This is a genomic window from Rhizobium sp. NPDC092011, from assembly GCF_044756305.1.
Lineage (GTDB): Bacteria > Pseudomonadota > Alphaproteobacteria > Rhizobiales > Rhizobiaceae > Rhizobium.
Genome location: NZ_JBIVSO010000013.1, coordinates 94,813 through 119,312 on the forward strand (window position 1 = coordinate 94,813; position 24,500 = coordinate 119,312).

The 24,500-nt window shown below is 59.6% G+C and carries 26 protein-coding genes and 1 pseudogene; 15 read left to right on the forward strand and 12 right to left on the reverse strand.

Going from position 1 to position 24,500, the window contains the following annotated elements; genetic code table 11:
* Positions 1 to 85 precede the first annotated feature (85 nt).
* The 4 genes from ACIQJ2_RS31510 to ACIQJ2_RS31525 all read left to right on the forward strand — a co-directional run bounded on the left by ACIQJ2_RS31510 (position 86) and on the right by ACIQJ2_RS31525 (position 2,090).
* Positions 86 to 595 (forward strand): hypothetical protein, encoded by a 510-nt coding sequence (locus ACIQJ2_RS31510; RefSeq protein ID WP_137934759.1) that lies wholly within the window; start codon positions 86 to 88, stop codon positions 593 to 595.
* Between the two features lie 124 nt (positions 596 to 719).
* Positions 720 to 1,226 carry a hypothetical protein gene (locus tag ACIQJ2_RS31515; RefSeq protein WP_137934758.1) on the forward strand — a complete coding sequence of 169 codons (507 nt, stop codon included), beginning with the start codon at positions 720 to 722 and terminating at the stop codon, positions 1,224 to 1,226.
* Between the two features lie 233 nt (positions 1,227 to 1,459).
* Positions 1,460 to 1,771: a hypothetical protein gene (locus ACIQJ2_RS31520; RefSeq protein WP_332313042.1), complete on the forward strand. Its 312-nt coding sequence runs from the start codon at positions 1,460 to 1,462 to the stop codon at positions 1,769 to 1,771.
* A gap of 13 nt (positions 1,772 to 1,784) precedes the next feature.
* A complete protein-coding gene (locus ACIQJ2_RS31525; protein WP_395773292.1) occupies positions 1,785 to 2,090 on the forward strand; it encodes a DUF1810 family protein in 306 nt (101 codons plus the stop codon).
* A gap of 21 nt (positions 2,091 to 2,111) precedes the next feature.
* Here ACIQJ2_RS31525 and ACIQJ2_RS31530 read toward each other — a convergent pair whose 3' ends face one another.
* A complete protein-coding gene (locus ACIQJ2_RS31530; RefSeq protein ID WP_137934796.1) occupies positions 2,112 to 2,315 on the reverse strand; it encodes a cold-shock protein in 204 nt (67 codons plus the stop codon).
* Between the two features lie 178 nt (positions 2,316 to 2,493).
* Here ACIQJ2_RS31530 and ligD (ACIQJ2_RS31535) point away from each other — a divergent pair, with 178 nt between their 5' ends.
* Together ligD (ACIQJ2_RS31535) and ACIQJ2_RS31540 are read left to right on the forward strand one after the other, a co-directional pair.
* Positions 2,494 to 5,133, forward strand: coding sequence for a DNA ligase D (gene ligD / locus ACIQJ2_RS31535; protein ID WP_137934756.1), 2,640 nt, complete (start codon positions 2,494 to 2,496; stop codon positions 5,131 to 5,133).
* A gap of 33 nt (positions 5,134 to 5,166) precedes the next feature.
* Complete coding sequence (locus tag ACIQJ2_RS31540) at positions 5,167 to 5,547, forward strand: DUF4112 domain-containing protein (RefSeq protein ID WP_137934755.1); 381 nt, start codon at positions 5,167 to 5,169, stop codon at positions 5,545 to 5,547.
* Here the strand turns inward: ACIQJ2_RS31540 and ligD (ACIQJ2_RS31545) are convergent, their stop codons facing one another.
* The 3 genes from ligD (ACIQJ2_RS31545) to ACIQJ2_RS31555 are packed head-to-tail and all read right to left on the reverse strand — an operon-like array spanning position 5,548 to position 8,385.
* Positions 5,548 to 6,606, reverse strand: a complete 1,059-nt coding sequence (ligD, locus tag ACIQJ2_RS31545) for a non-homologous end-joining DNA ligase (RefSeq protein ID WP_137934754.1) — start codon at positions 6,604 to 6,606, stop codon at positions 5,548 to 5,550.
* Positions 6,607 to 6,658: 52 nt separating this feature from the next.
* On the reverse strand, positions 6,659 to 7,471 hold the full coding sequence (locus tag ACIQJ2_RS31550) for a Ku protein (RefSeq protein ID WP_137934753.1): 813 nt from the start codon (positions 7,469 to 7,471) through the stop codon (positions 6,659 to 6,661).
* Positions 7,472 to 7,482: 11 nt separating this feature from the next.
* The gene (locus ACIQJ2_RS31555) at positions 7,483 to 8,385 is read right to left on the reverse strand and encodes a Ku protein (protein ID WP_137934795.1); all 903 of its coding nucleotides are present in this window, start codon (positions 8,383 to 8,385) and stop codon (positions 7,483 to 7,485) included.
* 204 nt (positions 8,386 to 8,589) lie between these two features.
* Between ACIQJ2_RS31555 and ACIQJ2_RS31560 the strand changes: the two genes are divergently transcribed.
* Complete coding sequence (locus ACIQJ2_RS31560) at positions 8,590 to 8,772, forward strand: hypothetical protein (RefSeq protein WP_137934752.1); 183 nt, start codon at positions 8,590 to 8,592, stop codon at positions 8,770 to 8,772.
* A 29-nt stretch (positions 8,773 to 8,801) separates the two neighbouring features.
* The gene (locus tag ACIQJ2_RS31565; protein ID WP_137934751.1) at positions 8,802 to 9,683 is read left to right on the forward strand and encodes a hypothetical protein; all 882 of its coding nucleotides are present in this window, start codon (positions 8,802 to 8,804) and stop codon (positions 9,681 to 9,683) included.
* Here ACIQJ2_RS31565 and xth read toward each other — a convergent pair.
* From xth to ACIQJ2_RS31605, 8 genes and pseudogenes are all read right to left on the reverse strand, one after another.
* Entirely contained in the window at positions 9,680 to 10,468 is a 789-nt protein-coding gene (gene xth, locus ACIQJ2_RS31570; protein WP_137934750.1) for an exodeoxyribonuclease III, read from the reverse strand. The genes ACIQJ2_RS31565 and xth overlap by 4 nt on opposite strands.
* An 89-nt stretch (positions 10,469 to 10,557) precedes the next feature.
* Positions 10,558 to 10,776, reverse strand: coding sequence for a hypothetical protein (locus tag ACIQJ2_RS31575; protein WP_137934749.1), 219 nt, complete (start codon positions 10,774 to 10,776; stop codon positions 10,558 to 10,560).
* A gap of 415 nt (positions 10,777 to 11,191) precedes the next feature.
* Entirely contained in the window at positions 11,192 to 11,782 is a 591-nt protein-coding gene (locus ACIQJ2_RS31580) for an SOS response-associated peptidase (protein ID WP_137934748.1), read from the reverse strand.
* Between the two features lie 99 nt (positions 11,783 to 11,881).
* Positions 11,882 to 12,970: pseudogene (gene dinB, locus ACIQJ2_RS31585) on the reverse strand (DNA polymerase IV).
* A gap of 1 nt (position 12,971) precedes the next feature.
* On the reverse strand, positions 12,972 to 15,041 hold the full coding sequence (locus ACIQJ2_RS31590) for an ATP-dependent helicase (protein ID WP_137934747.1): 2,070 nt from the start codon (positions 15,039 to 15,041) through the stop codon (positions 12,972 to 12,974).
* A 947-nt stretch (positions 15,042 to 15,988) separates the two neighbouring features.
* Positions 15,989 to 18,865 (reverse strand): Eco57I restriction-modification methylase domain-containing protein, encoded by a 2,877-nt coding sequence (locus ACIQJ2_RS31595; RefSeq protein ID WP_137934746.1) that lies wholly within the window; start codon positions 18,863 to 18,865, stop codon positions 15,989 to 15,991.
* A 468-nt stretch (positions 18,866 to 19,333) separates the two neighbouring features.
* On the reverse strand, positions 19,334 to 19,759 hold the full coding sequence (locus ACIQJ2_RS31600; protein WP_137934744.1) for a hypothetical protein: 426 nt from the start codon (positions 19,757 to 19,759) through the stop codon (positions 19,334 to 19,336).
* 157 nt (positions 19,760 to 19,916) lie between these two features.
* Entirely contained in the window at positions 19,917 to 20,117 is a 201-nt protein-coding gene (locus tag ACIQJ2_RS31605; protein ID WP_232375837.1) for a helix-turn-helix domain-containing protein, read from the reverse strand.
* A gap of 107 nt (positions 20,118 to 20,224) precedes the next feature.
* Here ACIQJ2_RS31605 and ACIQJ2_RS31610 point away from each other — a divergent pair, with 107 nt between their 5' ends.
* The 7 genes from ACIQJ2_RS31610 to ACIQJ2_RS31640 all read left to right on the forward strand — a co-directional run bounded on the left by ACIQJ2_RS31610 (position 20,225) and on the right by ACIQJ2_RS31640 (position 24,355).
* Positions 20,225 to 20,734 (forward strand): hypothetical protein, encoded by a 510-nt coding sequence (locus ACIQJ2_RS31610; protein WP_137934742.1) that lies wholly within the window; start codon positions 20,225 to 20,227, stop codon positions 20,732 to 20,734.
* A gap of 32 nt (positions 20,735 to 20,766) precedes the next feature.
* Positions 20,767 to 21,084 carry a single-stranded DNA-binding protein gene (locus tag ACIQJ2_RS31615; protein WP_137934741.1) on the forward strand — a complete coding sequence of 106 codons (318 nt, stop codon included), beginning with the start codon at positions 20,767 to 20,769 and terminating at the stop codon, positions 21,082 to 21,084.
* Entirely contained in the window at positions 21,081 to 21,533 is a 453-nt protein-coding gene (locus ACIQJ2_RS31620; RefSeq protein WP_210240494.1) for a thermonuclease family protein, read from the forward strand. Before ACIQJ2_RS31615 ends, ACIQJ2_RS31620 begins: the two co-directional genes overlap by 4 nt.
* 330 nt (positions 21,534 to 21,863) lie before the next feature.
* Positions 21,864 to 22,046 (forward strand): hypothetical protein, encoded by a 183-nt coding sequence (locus ACIQJ2_RS31625; RefSeq protein WP_137934740.1) that lies wholly within the window; start codon positions 21,864 to 21,866, stop codon positions 22,044 to 22,046.
* Between the two features lie 196 nt (positions 22,047 to 22,242).
* Positions 22,243 to 23,235: a DUF3991 and toprim domain-containing protein gene (locus tag ACIQJ2_RS31630; protein ID WP_137934793.1), complete on the forward strand. Its 993-nt coding sequence runs from the start codon at positions 22,243 to 22,245 to the stop codon at positions 23,233 to 23,235.
* A gap of 113 nt (positions 23,236 to 23,348) precedes the next feature.
* On the forward strand, positions 23,349 to 23,954 hold the full coding sequence (locus ACIQJ2_RS31635; protein ID WP_292855358.1) for a DUF1419 domain-containing protein: 606 nt from the start codon (positions 23,349 to 23,351) through the stop codon (positions 23,952 to 23,954).
* Positions 23,955 to 23,965: 11 nt separating this feature from the next.
* Complete coding sequence (locus ACIQJ2_RS31640) at positions 23,966 to 24,355, forward strand: hypothetical protein (RefSeq protein WP_137935195.1); 390 nt, start codon at positions 23,966 to 23,968, stop codon at positions 24,353 to 24,355.
* Positions 24,356 to 24,500: the final 145 nt, after the last annotated feature.

Genomic DNA, 24,500 nt, shown 5'->3' on the forward strand with positions numbered 1-24,500 from the left:
GAACGGATCTCCAATCCATTTTCTAGACCCTCTATACCCCATCAATGACATTCCCAATGACGAGATCGCCCTTCTCGGTGAGATGATGGCCTGGACAGCTTACATCGAGGTCGATCTCTTCACTCTGTATATTCTTGGAAAACCTGGAAGCGAGGTGAAGCGCCGGAAAGAATTTTACAAGCAGACGGCCGGTCTAAAGCAACGGGTCCGCCTTGTCCGCGAGACGCTCCATGCCAAATTGCATGCGGAACTCGCCGGCCCTTTCAATGCGCTCATGACGGAGGTTGAGATCCTCGCAGACGTGCGCAATACCTGGGCACACAATCCAATTATCCGCTTTGGCCCAGAGCGTACCCTCGTGCGCTGGGAAATCGGTTCAGGCGAGTTCGCCGGTCGACTTGTTCGAGTTGACGCGAAGGTCTTGCGTCCGCTCATGCCTCGCGTCGAGCAACTTCACCTTAACCTTCGCAATCTGGCTGCACTTGTAAACAGCCCAACTGGAGAGCAATTCGCGATCACCTTCGGGGAGCGCGATGCTCGAATGGATGCGCAGCTTAAACGATTACTAGCGGCATCCCGGCCCAAAGACCCATGAACGAAATCGCAATTTTGAAGAACTTCTATTGTTGTGCCTTTAAATCACTCTCGATGAGATGGAGCTACCTTTGTCATTGCCTCCCATTCCTAAGAGGCTAGCTGCCCGCATCCGGGCTGCGCAAATGAAAGTCCAGGAGGCGAGAGGTTGGATCGACGCGACGGAGTTCAACGCCCTGCAATATGAAGCGCGTTGGAACGAGTTTGCGCGCGACCCTGCGGCATTCGCTCAAAAATATTATCCGGGCCACGGCGTGGATTCGTATCCAGTGCAAACGAACATGGCTCGCATCCGGGAGAGGCTAGAGAAACTGCCAGCGCAGCGGGACCGAAATTATCGTGATCTCGAAGAGGCCGATGCCCAACTATCGAAGGTCGAGGCCGACGTTCTGAAAGAGGTAGGCCACATGCGAGCGTCTCCTGGTCGCACCCCATGGCCAGCACCTCTAGAGCAATACAAAACGTTCCATACCAGAGCGATGGCGCAGGCTTATCACCAGCGCGACACTGCCGATGCGCAGCGTGAGGGGTATCTTGCCCGAGTCCAGAAAGACTACGATGAAGAGATCGCCGCAAGCGAAATCGAGCGTCAAGCCGAGCTTGACGAACTGGCCGAAGACATGAAGTCTTAGACGCCAGCACAACGAGCGAAATTCAAAGAAATCGTGGGGCGATCGCAGAAGGACTCCGAAACCGGACGTTGACGCCGAGTCATATCGGCGATTTCATAAAGGAGGAGCTCAAGCGGTAGTTTAAATTTTTAAGGATCGATGAGGTGCACGTATAACGGAACGAATTGTCTCATGGTTGTAGCGAAAGTCCTAAGTTCTGCTGTAAATAATCAAGACGTGACGGAGGGGCAAATATGGGGATGAGTGCACATGAGCGCGCCGCTTTCGAGCGACTGCTGAAGATCGGTCGCGGCGACACCGGCCAATCTCGCAAGGTGGCCAACTTCATCCTGGCATGGTGGAACGCAGACACTCATGGCGGGTTCGACCTCACGGAGCTATTCGGCGTGGACGAGGTAATCGCCGCCGATATGGCGACCGTCTTTGTTTGCCTGTCCCGCAACCCCGTCACATTCTACCCGGAAGAATGTCGATCGCAAATCGAGCAGATTATCAAGGGCAGGCGTCCAGAGGCATGGGCGCGCGCCAATTCCCCCGAAGCATGAGGACGCGGGCGCGCTGCGGCGGTCTCCGACTGCGAACTTCTATGGAATTTCCTCTATCGCGGAGGCCTGCTACTATCTCCGGCATCCCGTGCTGGCCAACAGATTGGCGCGAGCGGTCGATGCGGTGCTCGGGGTAGCCGGCCGTTCCGCCCATGAGATTTTCGGCTCGCCTGATGACCTAAAATTCCGCTCGTCGATGACGCCGTTCAGCAAAGCTGCCGGCGAGGAGGGCGAGAGGTTTCGTCTGGCCCTCGAGCGCTTCTTTGCCGGCGAGCCAGATCCCGTTACCCCTGAATTGCTCGGCGGGGGCATCGACTAGCCGCCGCCCTTGCCGCGTCGATCAGAGCGCGCGAACGTTTTCCGCTTTCGACTTGCCGGTCTTGCGGTCCTGGCCGAGGTCATAACTGACCTTCGAACCGTCGCGCAGGGGCCCGCCGGCGATCACGCCGGAGACATGGACAAAGACATCCTGTCCGCCGTCGTCGGGCGTGATGAACCCGAAACCCTTGTCCTGATTGAAAAACTTGACCGTACCAATCGCCATGAAGATCCTCGTAAGCTGAGCGGCGTTTCGCCGACCGCGAGCATATTCGCCACGCGAGATACTCGCAACCTGACATGCGCGGCGCGGCGGGAACAAGAATCCTTCGCGGGGGGTTTTCGTCTCGACGTGGCCTGACCTTCTGTCGGGATCGGCAATGCGAAATCGAACGAGGTCGATGATGGTGGCTGACAAGCTCTCAACCTACAAGAAGAAGCGGGATTTCAGGCAGACGCAGGAACCGAGCGGATCGACCGAGGTCAAACCGTCGAACCGGCTACGTTTCATCATCCAGAAGCACGATGCCACCCGGCTCCATTACGATCTCCGCCTCGAACTCGACGGCGTGTTCAAATCCTGGGCGGTAACCAAGGGGCCGTCGCTCGATCCGAGCGACAAGCGGCTCGCGGTCGAGGTCGAGGACCACCCGCTCGACTATGGTGATTTCGAAGGCACGATCCCGAAGGGCCAATATGGTGGCGGCACGGTCATGCTCTGGGATCGGGGCTACTGGGAGCCGGAGGGCGGCAAGTCGCCGGAAGAGGCGATGAAGAAGGGCGACTTCAAGTTCGTGCTGCACGGCAAGCGGCTGCACGGAAGCTTCGTGCTCGTTCGGATGCGTCACGACCGCGACGGTGGCAAGCGCACCAATTGGCTGCTGATCAAGCACCATGACGACCATTCGGTGGGAGAGAACGGCGCGGCAATCCTCGATGAGAACATGACCTCCGTCGCATCCGGGCGCACGATGGATCAGATCGCCGCCGGCAAGGGCCGCAAGCCGAAGCCGTTCATCATGGCGAGCGGCGATGTCGAGGCAGATGCCGTCTGGGATAGCAAGCACGGCCTCGCCGCTGATGAGCGGAAGAAGAAGACCCTCAAAGATGTTGCGACTTCCACGGCCGCCGACCTGCCCGACTTCATCCCGCCGCAGCTTTGCGAGACGCTGGACCGCCCGCCCGCCGGCGACAGCTGGCTGCACGAGATCAAGTTCGACGGCTATCGCATCCAGATGCGGGTCTCCGACGGGAAGGTGACGCTGAAGACCCGCAAGGGCCTGGACTGGACCGCCAGATATCCCGAGATCGCCGAGGTTGCCACGTCGCTTCCCGACTGCATCATCGATGGCGAGATCTGTGCCCTCGACGACAATGGTGCCCCTGACTTCGCCGCGCTACAGGCGGCATTGTCGGAGAAGAACACAGGTAACCTCGTTTATTTCGCCTTTGACCTGCTGTTCGACGGCGGCGAGGATTTACGGGAAAAACCGCTGACCGAGCGGAAATCGCGGCTGCGAGATCTTCTCGGAGATGCCACCGACGACCCGCATCTGCGCTTCGTGGAGCATTTCGAAACCGGGGGCGATGCGGTGCTGCGGTCCGCGTGCAAGCTCTCGCTGGAGGGCATCGTCTCCAAGCAGGCGGACGCGCCCTACCGATCCGGCCGCACCGACACCTGGGCGAAATCAAAATGCCGGGCGGGCCACGAGGTCGTGATCGGCGGCTACGCCAAGACAAACGGCAAATTCCGCTCGCTGCTGGTCGGCGTTAACCGCGGGAACCATTTCGTCTATGTCGGCCGGGTGGGAACGGGCTATGGCGCCAAGACCGTCGGGACGCTGCTGCCCATGCTGAAAGCCGTGGAGACGGACACATCTCCCTTCACCGGGATCGGTGCGCCAAAGAAGGAAAAAGAAGTCGTCTGGCTGAAACCCGAACTCGTCGCCGAGATCGAGTTCGCCGGCTGGACTGCGGACGGCCTTGTGCGCCAGGCAGCCTTCAAGGGCCTGCGGGAAGATAAACCGGCGGCGGAGGTCGAGGCCGAGAAACCTTCTTCGCCTATCAAGGCCGAGACACCAGACCCGGCGGCCGTCGCAAAGGAAAAGCCCAGCCGCCGCAAGGGCGCAAAAGCCGAGGTCATGGGCGTGCTCATCTCCAATCCCGACAAGCCGCTCTGGCCGGACGCCGGCGATGGCGAGCCGGTCACCAAGGAAGATCTCGCCCGTTATCACGAGGCCGTCGGTTCCTGGCTCATCGACCATGTGAAGGGCCGGCCATGTTCGATCATTCGCGCGCCCGACGGGATCGGCGGCGAGCAGTTCTTCCAGCGGCACGCCATGCCCGGCACGTCGAACCTGCTGGAACTGGTCAAGGTCTTCGGCGACAAGAAGCCGTATTTGCAGGTCGATCGCGTCGAAGGGCTGGTCGCCATCGCCCAGATCGGCGGCATCGAACTGCATCCCTGGAACTGCGAGCCCGGCCAGCCGGAGGTGCCGGGCCGCCTCGTCTTCGATCTGGATCCCGGTCCTGACGTGGATTTCTCCACGGTCGTCGCTGCCGCGCGCGAGATGCGCGACCGGCTGGACAATCTCGGTCTCATCAGCTTCTGCAAGACCACCGGCGGCAAGGGGCTCCATGTCGTCACACCGCTCGCCATCAACAAACGCAAGCCGCTGTCCTGGGCGGAGGCCAAGGGTTTTGCGCATGACGTCTGCCAGGAGATGGCCCGCGACAATCCGGACCTATATCTGATCAAGATGACCAAGAGCCTGCGCGGTGGGCGGATCTTCCTCGACTACCTGCGCAACGATCGCATGGCGACCGCCGTGGCGCCGCTTTCACCGCGCGCGCGGCCGGGCGCCACCGTCTCGATGCCGCTCACTTGGACGCAGGTCAAATCCGACCTCGATCCGAAGCGCTTCACGATCCGCACGGTCCCGGCGCTTCTGAAGAAAACGGCAGCCTGGGAGGATTATTGCGATGGACAGCGTCCGTTGGATCAAGCCATCAAGCGGCTCGGCAAGCAAAAGGCCGCTGCATGAGCGCGGGACAGGGCAGGGGGATCGCGATCCGGCATGAAGCATGACATCCCGATCGATCACTTGATGCGTCTTCGCCGGATACGGGGCTTGGCCAGGTTGATGGATACCGCCTTGAGAATTCCGGGCACGGGCGTCTCGCTTGGCGCCGACTCCGTTCTTGGCCTGATCCCCGGCATCGGCGACTTCGGCGCTGCCGCTGTCAGCCTCTTCATCGTCAACGAGGCACGCCGTCTCGGCGTGCCGAAGGAGACGCTCTTCAGGATGCTGGTCAATGTGGGCTTCGATACGGTTGCCGGAAGCGTGCCGGTGCTCGGCGACGTCTTCGACGTCTACTTCAAATCCAATCGGCGCAATCTGCAACTGGTGCTCGATCACTTCGGACTCGATCACGCCGATCTGGATCGGCAGCGATGATCAGCGGCGGCCGCCCGCCGCGGCCCTATCGAACACCGCGGCATTGTCCTGGATTTCGCGCAGCCCCTTGTAGGAGGCGTGGCGTAGATTGCCGTCGTCGGTCCAGCCTCTAAACTCGATCTCGGCGATGAGCGTCGGCTGGGCGAAGACGTAGTTCTTTCCCTTCAGAGGCACGACCGGCTTTTTGGTCTTGAGCTTGTCGAGCGTCTTGCGCAGATATTCGGCGTCGGCGGTCTTGAAGCCCGTCCCGACCGAGCCGACCGACACCCAGCCGTCGCCCTTGCGAGCCGCCAGCAACAGGCTCCCGATGCCGCCGCGTGCCGCTTCCGACTGCTCGTAGCCGACGATCATGAAGCTCTCGCTCTGGATGCACTTGATCTTGATCCAGTCGCCGGTGCGGCCGGACCGATAAGGACGATCGCGATGCTTGGCGATGATGCCCTCAAGACCCATTCTGCAGGCGTTTGCCAGAAGCTCCGTTCCGCCGCCATGAGCTTCCTCCGAGAGCTGCACCGCGCCAACCGTTCCGTCGAGGAAGTCTTCGAGCAGATGCCGGCGGACGGCGAGCTCGGTCCTGGCCAGATCGTGGCCGTCGAAATAGAGGAGGTCGAAGGCGAAGAACACTGCTTCGGTCGAGGCGCGCTTTCCGCCGCGCCCACCAAGCGAGCGCTGCAGCGCTCCGAAATCCGAATGACCCGCCTTGTTGAGGACAACGGCTTCGCCATCGAGGATGGCGGTCCCCACGCCAAGTTTCCTGGCGTCCGCGGCGATCACGGGAAAGCGGTGGGTCCAGTCATGGCCGCCGCGTGTGATGATCCGCACGCCCTTCGGCTCGATATGAATGGCCAGGCGATAGCCGTCCCATTTGAGTTCGTACAGCCAGTCAGGGCCTTCCGGCGGCGTCGACCGGAGCAGGGCGAGGCATGGCTCAACGCGGTCGGGCATCGGATCGAACGGCAGGCTCGGCTGCTCGGGGTGGCGCTTGCGCACCGGACGCGACTGCAGCGTCTCGCGGGACTCGTCGTAAAGGGGGATGGCGGATTGGCGCTTTCGTTTCATCGGTGTCCATCACATGCGGAGAGTCCGAACATAGGTGCCTTGCGCGAAGAATTCAGGATGCACGCTTGCCTTTCTCGCCTGCGGCGAGACTCTTGCGCAGCGCATCCATGATGTCGATGACATTCCCGCCCGACGGGCGGTCGTCGCCCTTGGCCTTGCCCTTTCGCGATGGTCTCAGCGCCTTCTTCTTTTTGGCGATGATATCGAGCAGGGCGTCCTGCACCGGGTCGGATACCATGTCGGGCGACCATTCCTTCGTGTGCTGCTTGATGAACTTCTGCACCAACGGAATAAGCTCGGGGTCGGCCTTATCGTCGATATCCTCGAAATAGGATTCCTCCGGCCGAACCTCGTCGCCGAAACGCAGCGTCCAGAGCACGATGCCCTCGCCGCGCGGTTCGAGCACGACGGCGCGCTCGCGCCGGCCAATCACCAGCTTGGAGACGCCGAACACCTTGTCGGCCGCCATCGCGTCGCGAATGACGGCGAACGCCTCATGACCGACCGGATCCTCCGGCACCAGATAATGCGGCTTTTCCAGATAAATCCATTCGATGCTGTCGCGTGGCACGAATTTCTCGATGTCGATGGTCTTGACCGTATCAAGGGCGACGGCGTCGAGATCGTCGTCGGTGAGGAGCACGTAGTCGTTCTCGCCGCGGGCATAACCCTTCACCTCGTCGTCGTATTTGACGGGCTTCCTGGTGACGGCATCGACATATTGTGAGGCGACACGGTTGCCGGTCGCCTTGTTCAAGGTGTGGAAGCGGACCTTCTCGCTCTCCGACGTCGCCGGCGACATGGACACAGGGCAGGTGACGAGAGAGAGCTTCAGATAGCCTTTCCAATAAGGGCGCGGTGCCATGAGTTCTCTCCTCAACCAGCTTTACGCTGCGCGGCGGCCGGGCTGCGCGCCTTCGAGGCCGCCGACCGGGCTGCCGGCTTGCGACCGGTGCCCTTGTTGGCATTGGCGGCGGCGCGCTTCGGCTTGTCGTCGCCGGCCTTGAGCATCTTCGCGCTCTCGCGCAACGCGGCCAGCAGGTCGTCGGGTTTCGAGACCTTGACCTCCTTGCGCTTCGGCAACGCCTTGCCTTCGATCTTCGCTTTCACCAGCTCGGCAACTGCCGCTTCGTAACGATCGTCGAATTCGGCCGGATCGAAGGTCCCTTTCTTCGTCGCGATGATATGCTTCGCAAGATCCAGCATCTCGCCCTTGATCTTCAGTTTTGGCATCTCTTCGAACGCCTTATCCGACGAGCGAACCTCGTAGTCGTATTGCATGGTCGTGGCGATCATCCCCTTGCCATGCGCACGGATCAGCACCGTCCGTATTCGGCGGAACAGGACAGTGCGCCCCACCGCAGCGACTTTGGATTTCTCCATAGCGTCGCGCAGCGCAGTGAAGGCATCGGAGGAGACCCGATCGGTCGGCACGAGATAATACGGCTTGTCGAAATAGACGTCGTCGACGCCGGCGCAGGGAATGAAGGCTTCGACCGTCAGCGTCTTGTTGCTTTCCGGGATCGTCGCAGCGACCTCCTCGGGATCGATCATGATGTATTGGCCATTCTCGATCTCGAAGCCCTTGGTCTGGTCCTCGCGGTCGACTTCCTTGCCGGTATCGCTGTCGATAAAGATGCGGTTGACGCGGTTGCCGGTCTTTTTGTTGATCGTGTGGAAGGAGATGCGCTCGGAGGTGCTCGCCGCCGTGTATAGACCGACGCCACAGCTCACCTCGCCGAATTTGATGAAGCCTTTCCACTGAGCACGCTGGGCCATCTCGAAACTCCCGACTCGACGCAACCAACGCGAGTCAAGCGAATCACTTGCGAATTTGTTCCGATTCAAAAATGAATCGGAAATCAATGACTTAGGGGCGGCGCGCCTCCCTCATTGCGAGTCTGCAATATGTCCTTGATTCGCTGCATCTTTCTTGCCGTTCCGTGCGTTCTTCCCGGACCACCACCGGAAAGGAATATTGTAATGACGAAGCGTGAGACCATCGATACCGGAACCGACAGGCGCTATGTCCGTCGTGACGAGAAGGGCCAGTTCAAGGAAAGCGTCAATGTCGGACGATCCCTGTCCGCCGACCGCCGCCACAAGGCGAAAACCGAGGCCAAGCCCGGTGAAGGCGACCGGGGCGATCGGCATACAAAGCACTGAGTGCCTGCTATCCTGAGCACGGTGACGCCATGGACGAGGAACGCGAGATCGGCCATAAGGCCGAAGAGGACGGCGAGCATGCCGCCGTCGCGTTCCCGTTCGACCGGATGACGGTGCAGCGGTTTCGCGAGACGTTCCCGCGGGCTCGCTGGAGTGACCGGCGAAAGGCGTGGATCCTCCCTGGCAAGACGGCCCGCCGACGCATCGATCGCTGGATGGCGAGAGAGCAATCCCGCCTCGACCCCTATGCCGAAGCGAAGGGGAGGGACGCCTATGCCTTCGAACCAATCCTCAGCCCCTATCTCAGCGTCGACAGGGACGGGTTTCGCGTTAGGACGCCCTATTCGCGCAAACTCGTCGAGGAAATCCGGCAAGTTCCCTTCGCCCGGTGGGACGGCGCCGAAAAGGCCTGGCGCGTGCCCTTTTCTTCCTATGACGATCTTGTCGATCACTGGCAGGCCATTGAAGCGGAGGCGCAGCGCTGCGAGCCAGAGGAAAGGCGCAAGCGCGCCGAAGCGCGCAAGGGCACCGATGAAGAAAGAATAGCCCGCCGTCGCACAGCCGAGCGAAAGCGGAGACGCATCCCGCTTCCGGCCGAGGATCTGCCGCCACTGGATCGTCCGGTCGCGACCGCGCTCTATGGTATCATCGTCGTGGACGACGTCACCGGTGAGCTCGTCGACCCAGGTGAGATCAGCGATCTCTATCCGGACTTTCACGGTGATCGCGTCTGGGGAGCCTGGCGCGTTCCCTCGCTCGAAGAGCTTATCCACACGTGGGCGTCAAAGGTCGAGCCGACGGAAAGGGAGCGTCAACGAGGTTGGTGGCTCCCCACCATCGAGGAACTGCGTGAGGCAAGGCGGACAGCACGGTCACGCGAGAGACGGATGGTTTCTCAGCCGCCCGCCTAATCCGCATCCGCCGGCAGATCGATCTCGATCATGACGGGGGCGTGATCGCTGGTGTGCTCCCAGCTTCGCGGCGTGCGTCGGACACTGGCCGACCTCAGCCACGGTGCGATGGTCGGGCTGAGCAGGAAATGATCGATCCGCAGCCCTGCATCGCGCTCGAAGGAATGTCTCCAATATTTCCAGAATGTGTAGATGCGCTCATCGGGATGGAGATGACGGATCGCATCCATCCACCCTTGCGCGACGAGATCGCCATAGGCCTCGCGAACCTCCGGGCGAAACAATGCGTCATCGCGCCAGCGCTCCGGTGCATAAACGTCGAGATCGGTCGGCATCACATTGTAGTCGCCGACCAGCAGGGCCGGAATATCGAGGTCGATTAGCTCGGCGGCATAGGCATGCAGGCGCTCGAACCAGCGCAGCTTGTAGTCGAACTTCGGGCCGGGCGCGGGATTGCCGTTCGGGAGATAGAGGCAGCCGACAAGGATCCCGTTGATGGCTGCTTCGATATAGCGGCTGTGCGTATCGTCGGGATCGCCCGGGAGTTCGCGGCGTGTCAAAACCGGAAGCGTGCCCTTGGCAAGTATCGCTACGCCGTTCGAGCTTTTCTGGCCGTGCGATATGCCCTCGTAACCGAGGTTCTGCAGCTCGCGCCGCGGAAAAGTCTCGTCCGTTGCCTTGAGTTCCTGAAGGCAGACCACATCCGGCGCGTCCTCCTTCAGCCATCGAAGCAGCACCGGTAGCCGGCCAATCACGCCGTTGACATTGTAGGTGGCAATCTTCACGCAGTCTCCTTACGACGATCGATGATCGTTCCGGGAAACAGGTGGTGGAAATTAAAAGGTCCGCTCGCGGCGATCGCCGAGACGAGCCCTCAGGGATCGCGACGACCGTAGTGCTCACGGGCGATGGATTCGAGGAGCGGTCGATCAAGGCCCGGTCGATAGGTCCCGCCTGGATAGGCGTCGAGCAGATATCGCGCAAACGCCCTTCTCGCCTCGGGATCTCGGCTGAACCATGGTTGCGAAGTGATCTCCTCGTAAACGTCCTTCATTGTCGAAAGCTCGTCGGGTGCAAAGATACCGTTGCTCATTTTCTTACCCCCCAAATCACAGTTCGTCTGGGAACAAGCGGCCGTGCGACGGGTTTGCAGCCACGTTTACAGTTGAGCACGCCGGGGACCGCGACGGATGATTTCATGCCGCCCGCCTCGGCGCTCTCTCGTGCCGAACGACCACCGGGATATGATATCGTGAAATACGAAGATGGCATGCAGATTCTGTACGACGTCCTCAGCAAGGGCGTGTTCATCCAGTTGCGCGGCAAATCAGGGTTCCTCAAAGCCCCTTTCCAAACCAGCGGGAGGCGATACGCGCTGCGGAGGACTACTGCCGAGAGCTCGGGATGGGGCGATTCCCGCCCGCAATAGGGGCCCGAGAGAAGATGGGAAGCGCCCGGCGTATGTTGCCGTCTCAGGCTGAACGGCCTTGTTTTCCGATCGGACCGATCTACCCCACCTGCTCCACCGATAAGGAGCCTTTCGGAAGCGGTTTGATCAACGCCTTTGCGGAAACCGAACTATCGAGCCAATCGGCCCAACTCTCCTGTTCGAGAATGACGATCTGACGGTCATGGTAGGGAGCGATATCCGGCCCCGGTTCCATCGTCAGCATGGTGAACGCCTCGCCGACGTCCTCGGTCTCGCGCCAGATGCCGGCAATGGCAAAGATGGGCTCGCCGGTCTTGCGGAACAGCCACTTGTCCTTCCGCTTCTTCTTCGGGTCGGCCGGCGCGGTGAACTCGTAGAAGCCATCGGCGACGATGAGGCAGCGGTTGGAGGCGAACTCGCGGCCCTCAGAGCGAAAGTTATAGACCGGTTTTCTCGTCGGGCTCGGCCAGCTCCACCGGCGCTGAACCAGTTCCCCGGCTCCGCGCTCGCCTTCGATAGTCCGGACAATCGGCGCAGTATCGGTGATCTTGATATCCTCGCGCGCCTCGATATTGGGACGCCCCTCGGGAAAGCGGATCTTGATCTTGCGATGCTCGAACTCCTCGATGACCGAGGCCAGTTCGACCATTAGCCGGTAATCGTTGCACATGGCTCCTCCGAATGATCAGCATCTACAGCACCTCGCGGCGCGCTGCATTTGCAATGTAAGGCGCTGCGTCCGGATTTCGACTGCAGACTGGAGGCGCGGCTAGATCTGCAACTCCAATTGGTCCGCCGCGGTTTCCTCGTCATCCATGAAAGACGATAGCGTGATGCCGAGCAGGCGTATGCCTTTTGGCGTAGGGAACAACGGCTCAAGGAGCGATTGCGCGATTGCTTCGAGATCATCAAGCCGGCCGATCGACGTCGACGTCGTCCTGCTGCGGGTGATAATCTGGAAGTCGGCATATTTGACTTTCAGCGTCACGGTCCGCCCATGGAGGCCCTTGGCACCGCAATGACGCCAGACCTTGGCGGCAAGCGGTGGGATTTCGGCGCGGGCGGCGGCGAGATCGACAATGTCGACAATGAAGGTGTCCTCGGCGCCAACGGACTTGCGCGGCCGATCCGGTTGCACGGCCCGGTTATCGATGCCGCGGGAGATATTGTAGTACCAAGCACCCGACTTACCGAAATGCTCCTGTAGCCAGGAAAGCGATTTTGCCTTGAGATCCGCACCGGTCAGGATGCCAAGCCGCTCCATCTTGGCGGCTGTCGCCGGCCCGACGCCGTGGAATTTCTTGACCGCGAGCGCTTCAACAAACCCCGGACCATTCTTCGGTAAAATTACTGCTTGGCCATTGGGCTTGTTGAGGTCCGAGGCCATTTTCGCCAAGAATTTGCAATAGGAGATGCCGGCGGATGCGTTGAGGCCAGTGACCTCCTTGATGCGCGCCCGGATGATTGTCGCGATCTCGGTGGCGATTGGAATTCCCTGCTTGTTTTCGGTCACGTCCAGATAGGCTTCGTCCAAGGAGAGCGGTTCAATCAAGTCTGTGTGTTCGGCAAAGATCTCGCGAATTTAAGCGGAGACCGCGCGATAGGTGTCGAAGCGCGGCGGCACAAAAATCAGGTCCGGGCAGCGCCTTTTCGCCGTTACCGATGGCAGGGCCGATCGAACGCCGAAGGCGCGCGCCTCGTAGCTCGCCGCGGCAACGACGCCGCGCGCTGCTGAGCCACCGACGGCGACTGGCATTCCGCGAAGCTCTGGATTGTCGCGCTGTTCGACCGACGCATAGAAGGCATCCATATCGACATGGATGATCTTCCTTATCGGGTTGTCGCCGTCCGCGCTCATGTCATTTCCACATCGATCGCATGCGCGCGGTGACATCGATGCGGATCTGCTTGGCGCTGCGCTCGCTGGCGGCCGCCGAGACCTTTGGCCAACTCGTCCCCTCGAAGAACTGCAGGAGCGTGGCCGGGATGAAGCGCGTCCGCGACGCATAGACATGACGGTCGCCTTGGGCGTTCTGTCCGTGCGTGAAGAACCGTTGCGGCGTGAGAAGGGTGAGTTTGTCGCGCGCCCGCGTCATCCCGACATAGAGCAGCCGGCGCTCCTCCTCGAGTTCCGCGGTCGTGCCTGTGCCGAGATCCGAGGGAATGCAGCCGTCGACGACGTTAAGCATGTAAACGGCGCGCCATTCCTGCCCCTTTGCGGAATGGATTGTCGAGAGGATCAGATAGTCCTCGTCGAGCAGGGGCACGCCGGCCTGGCCACTGGTGGCATCCGGCGGGTCAAGCGTCAGTTCGGTGAGGAAGCGTTCGCGGTTGGGATATCCACCGGCGATCTGCTCGAGCTGGATGAGGTCGGCCTTGCGGGTATCGGCATCCTCGTGAATGCGATCGAGATGCGGTTCGTACCAGAGACGTGCGAGGCCGATTTCTCCAGGCCATCCGCCCTCGACTTTGCGGAGGGCTGTGAGCAAGGTGACAAAGGCGGGCCAATCCTCACCCGTCTTGGGCGGCGGCGGGATCTCCGCAAGCGATTGGAGTGGTTCGGGATCGGCCGCGATCGTGTCGAGGATCTTGCCGGCCGTCTGCGGACCAATGCCCGGCAGCATCTGCAGGAGGCGGAAGCCGGCGACGCGGTCTCGCGGGTTCTGCGCAAAGCGCAACGTTGCCAGGAGGTCTTTCACATGCGCGCTGTCGAGGAACTTCAGGCCGCCGAACTTCACGAACGGGATATTCTGACGCGTGAGCTCCACCTCCAGCGCACCGCTATGGCTCGATGTCCGGAAGAGCACCGCCTGCTGCTTTAAGGTCATGCCGACTTCGCGGTTCGCCAGCACCTGCTCGACAATGTAGTTGGCCTGGTCGGTCTCGTCCTTGACGGTGACGAGCATCGGCTTTTGTTCGGATTTCCGATCCGTCCAGAGGTTCTTCGTGAAACGCTCGCGGGCAAGATCGATCACGCCGTTGGCCGCCGCGAGGATCGGCTGCGTTGAGCGATAATTGCGATCGAGCGTGATCACGTCGGCCGGTTTTGGTGAGAACTTCTTCGGGAAATCGAGGATATTGCGCACCGTCGCCGCTCGAAACGAATAGATCGACTGGGCATCGTCGCCGACGACTGTCAGGCCGCGGCCGCCGGGCTTGAGACCCATCAAAATTGACGCCTGCAGGCGGTTGGTGTCCTGGTATTCGTCGACAAGGACGTGATCGAACCGGCCGCCGATGTCGTCGGCAAGCTCGGGGTCGGACATGACCTGCGCCCAGTAGAGCAGCAGGTCGTCGTAATCGAGCACGTTCTGCGCCTGTTTCGCCTCGACATAGCCGGCGAAAAGTTGCTTCACCTGCTCCTCCCAGCCCATCACATAGGGATAGGACGATTTCAGAACCTCGTTGATCGAGCTTTCCGAATTGACTACGCGCGAATAGATAGCAAGGCATGTGCCCTTGGTTGGAAACCGGGTTTCCATCTTCGAGAAGCCAAGCTCGTGGCGGACGAGGTTCATAAGGTCCGCGCTGTCCTCACGGTCATGAATCGTGAAGTCGACGTTGAGGCCGATCTGCTCAGCATACATCCGCAAGAGCCGCGCACCGATGCCGTGGAAGGTGCCGGCCCAGGCCATGGCGTCCGCCATGACGGCCGAATTGTCGCCGAGCACTTGCCGGCAGATCCGCTGCACGCGGCGCCCCATCTCCGCCGCCGCGCGTCGCGAAAAGGTCATCAGGAGGATGCGACGCGGATCGGCGCCATTGACGATCAGATGTGCGACGCGGTGGGCCAGCGTATTGGTTTTGCCGCTCCCGGCGCCGGCGATGATGAGCAGTGGCCCGCCAACTGAACCGTCGGCCAGGCCTATGCCATGCTCGATCGCCTCGCGCTGGCGATCATTTAGTTTTTCCAGATATGTCGCTGCCATCTGTCTATAGCTCGAAAAAAGAGGATACATCCCAAGATCGAAGCGCAAAGGATGACCGGAACATATAATGAACGTAGCAGCGTCACGGGCGAAAGAAAACCCTGGAGAGTGACCTCGCCTGCCCGCCATTGAGCGGTAGGTTCCATAATAGAACTTATGCGATATATTATAACATAACGAATCGTGCGATGAAAGACTTTCTGTGTTTGCAGGGTCCCCAGCCGTTTCCTTGACAACCTACATTTCAACCAGCAAGTGCCACAGCTCAATTGGCGGGCGCCCAACACGGTTATGTGATGATCTACCCAAAATGGTACGGGCCACTGCATCGTGGTGCTCGATTGCTATGGAATCCGCGGTTGTCCATGGTTTTACGGTGCAAGCGACAAAGGCCTTCACCCAATGGTTCAAGGTTTCCATCCAAGCGTCAGAAGTTCGCGATTGAACATAGCCAATTATAGCCGCGGTTTCGTAATTTCCGCCGTGAAGGCCAGCCATAAATCGCTGAACGCCACCGGTTGTCGACCTTCTGGTGTGAAGATACTCGCGCCGTTCTCGCTTTTTAAGGTCTGGAGTTGGAAGCCTTTTACATTCGATAGGAATTAGGGGATCATAATATGTATGCTGGCGGCCGTTGATCCAAATAGAGCAGCCTTTCGGGGAAGCTATCAGATCAATTGTCCTCCCCCCTTTTGCTGTATCCGGATCCTCAGGTTGAAAATTGATATGGTCGAGTTTGGCGCGCCGGGTATGGTTGTTTAGAAATTTGCACAACTGGCTCGTCAACGTCGTTTCGCTCGTTACATTTTTTCGGCGAATGGGGTCGTCCCGCCATAGTGGAAGGCAAGATAGTACGAATTGCATCATCTCACGCAGGAACGTTCCAGGTAGATGCATATCGGTGTCGAATGCGCCAGTTGCAGCGCCTGAAGGATCGTCAGCGAGCATCAAAAACCCTGGCCGCGAAGATCAAAGAGAAGGTCATCTGCATCTCGCAGTGCGATTGATTTTAACCAGTAACGTTCCCTGTCGGGTTTGATCAGATAGACAAACTTTCGATCGTAAATTCGCGCAATGCGGGTCATCGCTAGACTTGTGCCTCGCTTTTCATGCAGAAGTGCTTCGACGTGCTCCTTCAGATCTGACATTCCGCCCAGATCGACGTTGGCCTTTCCGAATGCAAAGAGTTCGCACCTCATCCCCGGCCAAGTTTGCGATTCGAGTGGGACTAGTTGATTGTCGCGATAAATTGCATTGATCTGAGAGCAAAGGAGCGAGCGAAACGCATCGATTCCGGTCGGCGGCTTGCCAGCTGGCGAGGCGAAGCCATGACGCATGAACTCTCTATAGTAGAGCGCTATGTCGTCTAGGACGATTGACTCGTTTTCGCTTAGGTCCAAATCGCCATTGGATGGGAATGGAAGCTCATAGATATCCTTGCAGGAGATCGCTGTCGCCTTTTTCGTGAAAAGCTTCGTACTATTTGCCGCGACGAACCCCTGTAGTTTAAGTTTGTTTTTGTTAAGCCATTTCGAGGCAGCTTTAAGCGGGCGTGGATCCTTACCAGAGAATCCAACGATCTGGTCTTTATAGGTAAGGTCGCCTTTGTCCCAAAAGCTATGATGTAGGTCCATTTGTTCGCGAACGAGAAGAAGTGGAGGTCGGAAAATTTCCGCCCTACGCGGCACTTCGATCGGAACTCGTGGCATCACCTTAATCTGGTCCGTCTCGACGCCATTCCCCGTCAAGCCTTCCGATGGCAGAAACTGCTTTCCGGTAATGTAGTCGACAATACTGCCTCGGCCCTTGTCTCCTTGGATGAACCCTTCACCGTGCTCCCAGCGATGCTTGGCTGCAAAGTCGCCAAGCGTCGAACACATTCGCAGCCGCGTGACAACAGCTTGAACGCGCACCCCGCCTAAGAGACCCGCACGCCAGACGACGACGCCACTGTCCTTCAGTAGATCACCACGGCGATGCCATTGAAGATCATAGTAATCGACTTCGAAACGAAGATCTGCTCGCGCGCGAGGTGTTCGTCGGAAAATTGCATGAAGAACCTTACGATCGTCAGTAGGTTCGCTTGCTTCAGCCACGACTGCGATTGCTTTTGTGTCCGCTGCATCAAACAAGCCGCGGATCGATACAAAGTCGAGGATCTCTCGGAGATCCCACTTCGCGATGAACTCCCTTCGAAAATCATCGGCACCCGGGTTATAGAGGAAATTATATTGCTGCAGCATGCAGAGGACACCACCCGGAGCCAGTAGTGACATGCTGTCATGGAGGAAAAGGAAGGCTATCTGCTTATCGGGCAGAGACTGATGGGCCTCATCATACCGCTTGCAGCTCTCGATCGCGCCGGGAGTGTCGAGTTCGGACGCGAACGGCGGATTCCCAACGACCACACCAAACCTATCCTTGAAACCGTCTTTTTGAAGATGCTCAAAAAAGCAACTTGTAATAATTGTCCTATCGATCAGGGGAGGAAATAGCTTTTTGCTGCGTCCAAGCTCATCAGAGGTAAGCTCGTCGCACATTGCAAGCGATAGACTGAAGGCAGCAAGCTCCACTGCACCATGCTCTAGATCGGTCCCGCGAAGGCGATGAACCAAGTCCTTTAAGACGGCGACAGAGGGACGACCCCAGTTATTTTTGCTACGCCAATGAAGAATGATCCTTTTATAAGCTTCTACGAGAAATATCCCTGAACCGCATGCTGGATCAAGAAGCAGCTCGCCATCGTTGACAATCTTATCGAGGCGCGCGGGGTCGAGTACTTCGTCCAAAAGCAGCCGTACGAGAGCAGGCGGTGTATATACGCTACTCTTCGTATTCTTCACAAACATTTGGTAGATATGGCTTATCAGCTCGACGGGCAAATCTTTGAAGGAATATCTTTTCCAAAAATCAAGCTGACCGTCTTTATCTTCCTTAGCATCGATCAGGCGCTGGAAGCCGGAAAGATCGAGGCCGTCCTTCAGGGCAAGCTTATGTTCGTCATCCAGCGAGAAAACACCGCCGTTGAATTTTAATTCAAGATCTTCAAGAAGAGCAACGAGCGCACTTCCTTGCGTCAAAATATCCGCGAAACCAGATGCGCCTGGTAGGAAACTACCGAAATAACCTTCACCAAGTGCGCCCCTCTCATCGAGGTAGGCAATAAGCAGTGAAAGGATCAGAAGACGACGGACCAACTCTGGCGCAATGTTGAGTTCGCCTCTCTTCAGTTTGGCATTGAGCAGGCCTATAGCGGTGATGAGCGCCCGGTGCGCGGCCTTCTCCCTGGATAAAAGTTTCTCCGATACTTCAGGATCATCCCAGATCGTGCCGTTGCGCAAAAGCTCCGCGTTCCAGTAGGCTTCTGCGCGCGCAATTTTTCCGGCTAGCCTGATGAAGTCGACCGGCCGACAAACGAGCGCACCATTTTTGTCGAGGAAATCTGCATCATGCCGGCAACGAAACAGTTGAACGAGACCCGGCGTGTGTCGATAGACCACAGGCACACCACCCCAGTTCCATAAACGCTTATGGAGGCGAGCGAACTCGGGGTCCTTCGCAGAACCTTTGGAGATATAGATGAAAGCTTGGGCCGGGCCGGGATGCCTTGCGCTTCCCGCTTCAAAGAAGACTGCGGTCGCGCCGTACTCGGCTGCCTTTTCCATGACGACGACTTCGGCTGGTGGGCGCCCTGCTGGCGAGTAGCCTTCCACGACCATAAAGCCGTCGATTAGCTTACCGTTCTGGGCAAGCGCATCGATCGCCGTCGCCAACGAGGGCTCGACGCGCAACGTCTCCTCAACGGCTGCCTTCGCTTTTCTCACGATTTGCGCTGCTTTTTGCTGAGTTCGAAGCCTTCGCGGAGAAGGTCGACCATGCTGATTCCATGCTCGACCGCATAGATTTTGAAGGCCTTTTTGAACGAGCGAGGCACCTTAAAATTTAAAGTCTGCAGGTCGTCGGCATTCGCCTCCGTCTGTGACGCTGTTCCGGTTTGAGTTTCGATCATGTGCCCCGCCTCGCCGAATCGAAATTTTAACGACGAGAAGTTGCATTCGCAACAAATATTTCAGTATTGCCGTAAAGGGAGAAAAACGGAAATACGGCTTGCTGGCTTTCTGTGTTTCGTGCCTCATATGATAGACCCATAGCTTCCCCTGCGGCGCAGAAGCATCCTCACCTCTGCCTGCCGACTGGACCTCTTCCGATTCGGCCCAAGTAAATCGAACCTAGGGATGAGGCAAGCGACGGCAGGAAATCCGCCGTAACCGGAAGCGGCTTCCCACCAAGCCTTATTTCACTGGTCGACAAACCAATGGTCGAAGCTCTTGGACGATGACGCCCGCTTTCGGCGAGAGCAGTACTCCGATCCAGTTGTCCGAAAACACCCCCGCCCCGTCGGCCGGCGAAAGCCAGATCACGTCATTCGTTTCGAGCTCGATCTTCACCTCGCTCCCGATCGGGCTGCCGACCACCGTCTGGACGTAATGGCGCTTGATCGGATGAACCGCGCCCTTCTGATCCGTCAGGCGGTTTTCGCGATAGTCCAGGGCGAGTTCCCCCTCCTCCGCAACCGCGGCGCAATCGACGGAACGCTCACACCGGATGACCGAGGAAAACCGGCACGTCCAGGCCAGGCTCGTTGGCCACATCGGGTTCTCACCGGCATATGCAGCGGTGGCGATCGCGAGGAGACCTGAAGCTAAGAGATAACGCATGGCCGATATGCCCCGAATCCTGCGCCGGAAACCTTGCGGTTCATCCAGCGATCATACAGAGGCGGAAAATTAAATATAGTTTATGTTTTCGGCAAGCCGTTTTTGGCAGGAAGTCGGGTTCAGTCCGCGCGAGCAGCGACATTCCCGGCATTTTCGATCAAAGAGGCGCGGACCCGCTCATGAGTTCTTGCAGGGGCACATCGAGGTTGATGCTGATGCGGGTAATCGTCTGCAAAGAGGGGTTCGCTATTCCTTCAAGGATTTGAAAATAAAAGGGATAAGTCACTTCGCACAGCTCGGCCATTTCTTTCTTGTTGAGGCCGCGTTTTTCCCGCTCGCGCTCCATGACCCGTGCCATGTTTCGCAGGATCCTCGTACCAAGCTCGGTGTCTGCCTTCTTGCGCTTGCTCGTCATCGTCGTATAAACTATAATTTACTCGTAGTGTGTTTGATGAGAAGAGTACGATGATCGCCAAAGCCAAGCCTCACCATGTCGTCCTCGGACTGTTTCTGACGGCCGCGGCCCTTCCCGCTCCCGCCACTGCCAGCGAATGGGGCTGCGAAGTGCTGCTGTGCGCCTCGTCTTCCAATCCGTCCTGGCGGGGCGTGTCCGCCTGCCATCCGCCGATGAACCGGCTTATCTCCGCGATGAAAAAGCCGGGCTTCGACTGGCCAACCTGCCCCGAGGCGGGAACGGGTTCGCCGGGTCACGAGCGATATGCGGATTGCCCGGAGGGCTATCAGGTCGGAAGCAGGGGGGACCGCAATGGATTCGCCCGAGAGGGCGATCTCTGCGTCAAGACAGTCAACATTTGCCAGGGCAGAACGCACGGTCTCTACAGTTCTGATCGGCAGCGGAGCTGCATACAAACGGTCTCCATATCCCGACCGCTCAGGTCAGAGCCATACTATTTCGATATCAAGAATGACACTTCCGGGCAAACCGAGCGGCATTGGTTCGGGCTCAACAGATAGACGGTTTTCCTCGATTAAGAAAGGTTTAATCCATGCGTACGGTTAACCGGCATACCTTGCTTGGTCACGTCGGAAACATCATGCCGCTGAAGGGCGTGTTGAAGGTGAATGTGGCGACCAATCGCGAGTGGCAGTCGGACGGAGAGCGCAAAAGTGCCACCGACTGGGTTCAGATCACGGTCCTGGACAAGAAGCAGGCGGAATGGATCGAAGGGCACGTCGAAGAGGGCGATCTCGTCTACGTGGAATCCCGCGTGTCCAACAGCAGCTATGAACGCGCCGGCGAAAAGGTCTATGCCACCGACGTCATTGCGCAGCTCTTCAATCTCGTATCGAAAAAGACCTCATGATGCTCACTCGGGCCGTCATGGCCGTGGGGATTTCGCAATTGTTGATGCTCGCCGTCGCCTCGGCTTCAACGAATCGTCACACGATTGTCGGTGCAGCGGTCTGTGATCGTGACGCCTGCCAGGATGTTACGCTCTGGATCTGGGATGGCGATACCTTCACAGTCCACGACGGGACCGGCAGGCGCGAGAAGATCCGCATCGAGAACATCGATGCGCCGGAGATTGACGGAGCGTGCGCCGCGGAACGCGTTGCAGCGCTGCAAGCGAAGGACGAACTGGCAAACCAGGTGTCGGGTCACCGGATCGAATTGGTCCGTGGCAAACTTGACCGCTACGGACGCCAGTTGGCGCGCGTTGCCGTGGAAAGACGCGATGTCGGAGAAACTCTGATCGAGCTTGGCCTCGTGCGCCGGTGGGATGGCTGGCGAAAGCCATGGTGCCATAGCTGACCTCGCCGCTCTCGCGGGGAAGGCAGGCATATTCCAGCCGAGAGCAGATCCCGGCCTCGGGATGAACAACCCGAGCAATATCGGGTGAGAGGAGATGTGTTCTGCCGCGACGCCTGTGCAGCAACCGACGCCTCCATAGGGAACGGACCAATCCCGCTCTTCTGGAATGGCGACCTGGTCCAGCGCGGGGCTATGACGATCAACCCGCAAGGGGTCCGTTAGCAAGCTACGGCCGCTGCGGCATGCGCCTTCGCGGTGATCGCGCCCCGCCCCGGACCAAACATGGCGCCATCGAGCGGGAATTGGCCCGCTCCCGGATGGAGCCTCACCATGTCGCACGATCTCTCGCTCGCCCAATCACATGCCTTTCACCTCGCCCGTACGCTCATGGTCCCGGTGACCTTGTTCCGATCGGCTGGAGAGTACGGCGTCCTGCCGAGCGAGGAGCTCGACGACGCCGACGTGGACGTGATCCACGAGATCGATCCCTTCGACTTCGGGCCGGCTCACTGAGACCGCCCTGCCCTCCTCTGAGGTGCCGCATCCATGCGGCGTCCGCAAGGGAAGCGGCGCCGCGGCGGGGCGCGGGTTCCCCTCGCCCCGATTTCCGCGCCCTTGCAGCCGCCGCTTGGCGCGGCGGGTGTCGGTCTGCTGCGCAAATGTGTGGACGGGAAATGAAGGGGGTGGCCGCTGGCGCGGCCGGATCGGCATGAAAAGAGAGAAAATCAGAGAGTTGAAGGAGAAGGTGAATTGCGGTGCGCTTCTGGAGCGGGCCGGATTTGCCGTCGACGTCAAGGAGAGTACGCGCCGGGCCGTCAAGTTTCGCCGGGGCGGCGAAATCGTCATCGTGACGCATGAGGGGAAGGGCTGGTTCGATCCGCTCAGCGACGACAAGGGCGATATCTTCGCGCTCGTGCAACGCCTTGATCATGTCGACTTTGTCGAGGGTGTCGAAAGCGTCGCGTCTCTGGTCGGTTTCCAGACCAGCGATCCGGTCTGGGCGAAGGCACCCCGCGAACGGCCCGCAGCGACGAGCCTTGCGGATCGATGGTCGGCGCGACGCGTTCCATGGCGCGGGTCCGCAACTTGGCGCTATCTCTTCGGCTCGCGCTTCCTTCCGACGAGCGTGCTGCGAATGGCAATCATGAGCAACCAGCTTCGCGAAGGTCCATATGGCAGCATGTGGGCGGCCCACACGGACGATGGCGGCATTGTCTGCGGCTGGGAGGAGCGCGGCCCGGAATGGCGCGGGTTTTCGACGGGCGGCTCGAAAACCTTGTTCCGTCTTGGCGCGCGGGATGCCTTGCGCCTGTGCGTCACGGAGGCGGCGATCGACGCGATGAGCCTTGCGGCCTTCGAAGGTCTCCGCGAGGGTTCGCTCTACCTCAGCACCGGCGGGGGGTGGTCTCCCCTCACCGATGCGGCCCTGCGGATCTTGGCGTCGCGTCCCGGCGCCACGCTGGTCGCGGCGACTGACGCAAATGATCAGGGCGAGACATTTGCCGAGCGTCTGCGCGTCCTCGCCGACAGCACCGGTTGCGCCTGGCAGCGGTTGCGGCCCACGGCGGACGACTGGAACGAGGCGCTCCAGGAAAAGGCGAAGATGGAAAAGGAGAGAAGGGAGGAATGGAAAAAGGCGAGGCGTGCCGGATGCGCGCCGCCCGCGTCAAGGGAAGCTTCGCCCGGCGGAGCCGGCCCTTGACCCGGCCGGTCGCGATGCCGGCGGTCGAGGAGGGGTAACAGAGGACTGAGGAAGAAGGCAGGGTCGAGAAGGCTGTGCCGCACTTCGGTCCGATAACCCCGAAGGAGCCGCATATGACCACCGCACCCACAATCCGCAAGGTATTCCAGGGCATCGCCGACCGCCACCAGATGTATCGCATGTTCGACCGCCATGCCGGGCGCGTTCACCGCCGCGCTGACGACGCAACGGCGCTCTATGCAGGGGAATGGTTCGAGATCGGCGAGGCCGAGCACGACTATATGTTCGCGGTGGAAGCGCCGCTCTGGATCCGTGGTTCGATGTTCGCGCTCCGGCAATTCCTGACCGGCTCGGTGACGTCAGTATTTTTCGCGCTGCGCATCGACGACGCCATCCGTTACTTTCATGGCTACTGCGATCTTTCCGACGATATGTCCGTCGAGCGCATGCGTCTCGCCATCATCGAACGCGAGAGCCGGCCGGTGCGGGCGATGACGCGGGAAGAACGTCTCGAGCACATCTGGAGCTGCACCGCCGAGCCCTATCGCGGCTACGCCGAACATCGATGGCCCCATGCGTCCCGCGGCCGGCGCACCGTGCTCTTCTTCGGCGGAAAACTGGGCAGCGTCCCGAAACTGCTCGAAGCCATGACCGACGTGGAGATCGCCGCCAAGCTGCCGGTGCATCTGCGCTATCTGCCGGATGCGGCTGCGGCGTGATGGGGGCGGACATGACCTATCGGGTTTCATGGGACATCGACATCGATGACGCCAAATCGCCAATGGACGCCGCCAGCAAGGCGCACGAAATTATTCGCCGGCCGGGCACATCCGCGAACGTCTACAATGTCGAGGCGCCGGACGGCGTCGTCACCGTCGTGGGTCTGCAAGCGGGGGGCCTGCGTATCGCAAAGTCCTCCCCTGCTCTTCTACACACCCTCGATCGCGCCGAACGCTTTATCTCGGGTTTCGAGGGTGACGATCGCCAGGAGGGCGTCGATCAACTCCTGACTGATATTCGCGCCGCGCTGCAGGGGCGGATGAGAAACGGGAAGAAGAAGGGGTCGAAAAAGACCTCCCGCATGCGCGCCCGGCACGTCAAGGGCAGGCGTTGCCGCTGAAGCGGCCCCTGACCGGCCGTCCGCGACGCGGGCTCCGGACCGTGCAAGACAAGGTCTGAAGAAGGAAGGACATCGCTCCGCTTCGGACCGCATCACCCTCTCATCCCATCGCAAGCGCCCTCACCTGCTGGAACCCCTTCCCGCG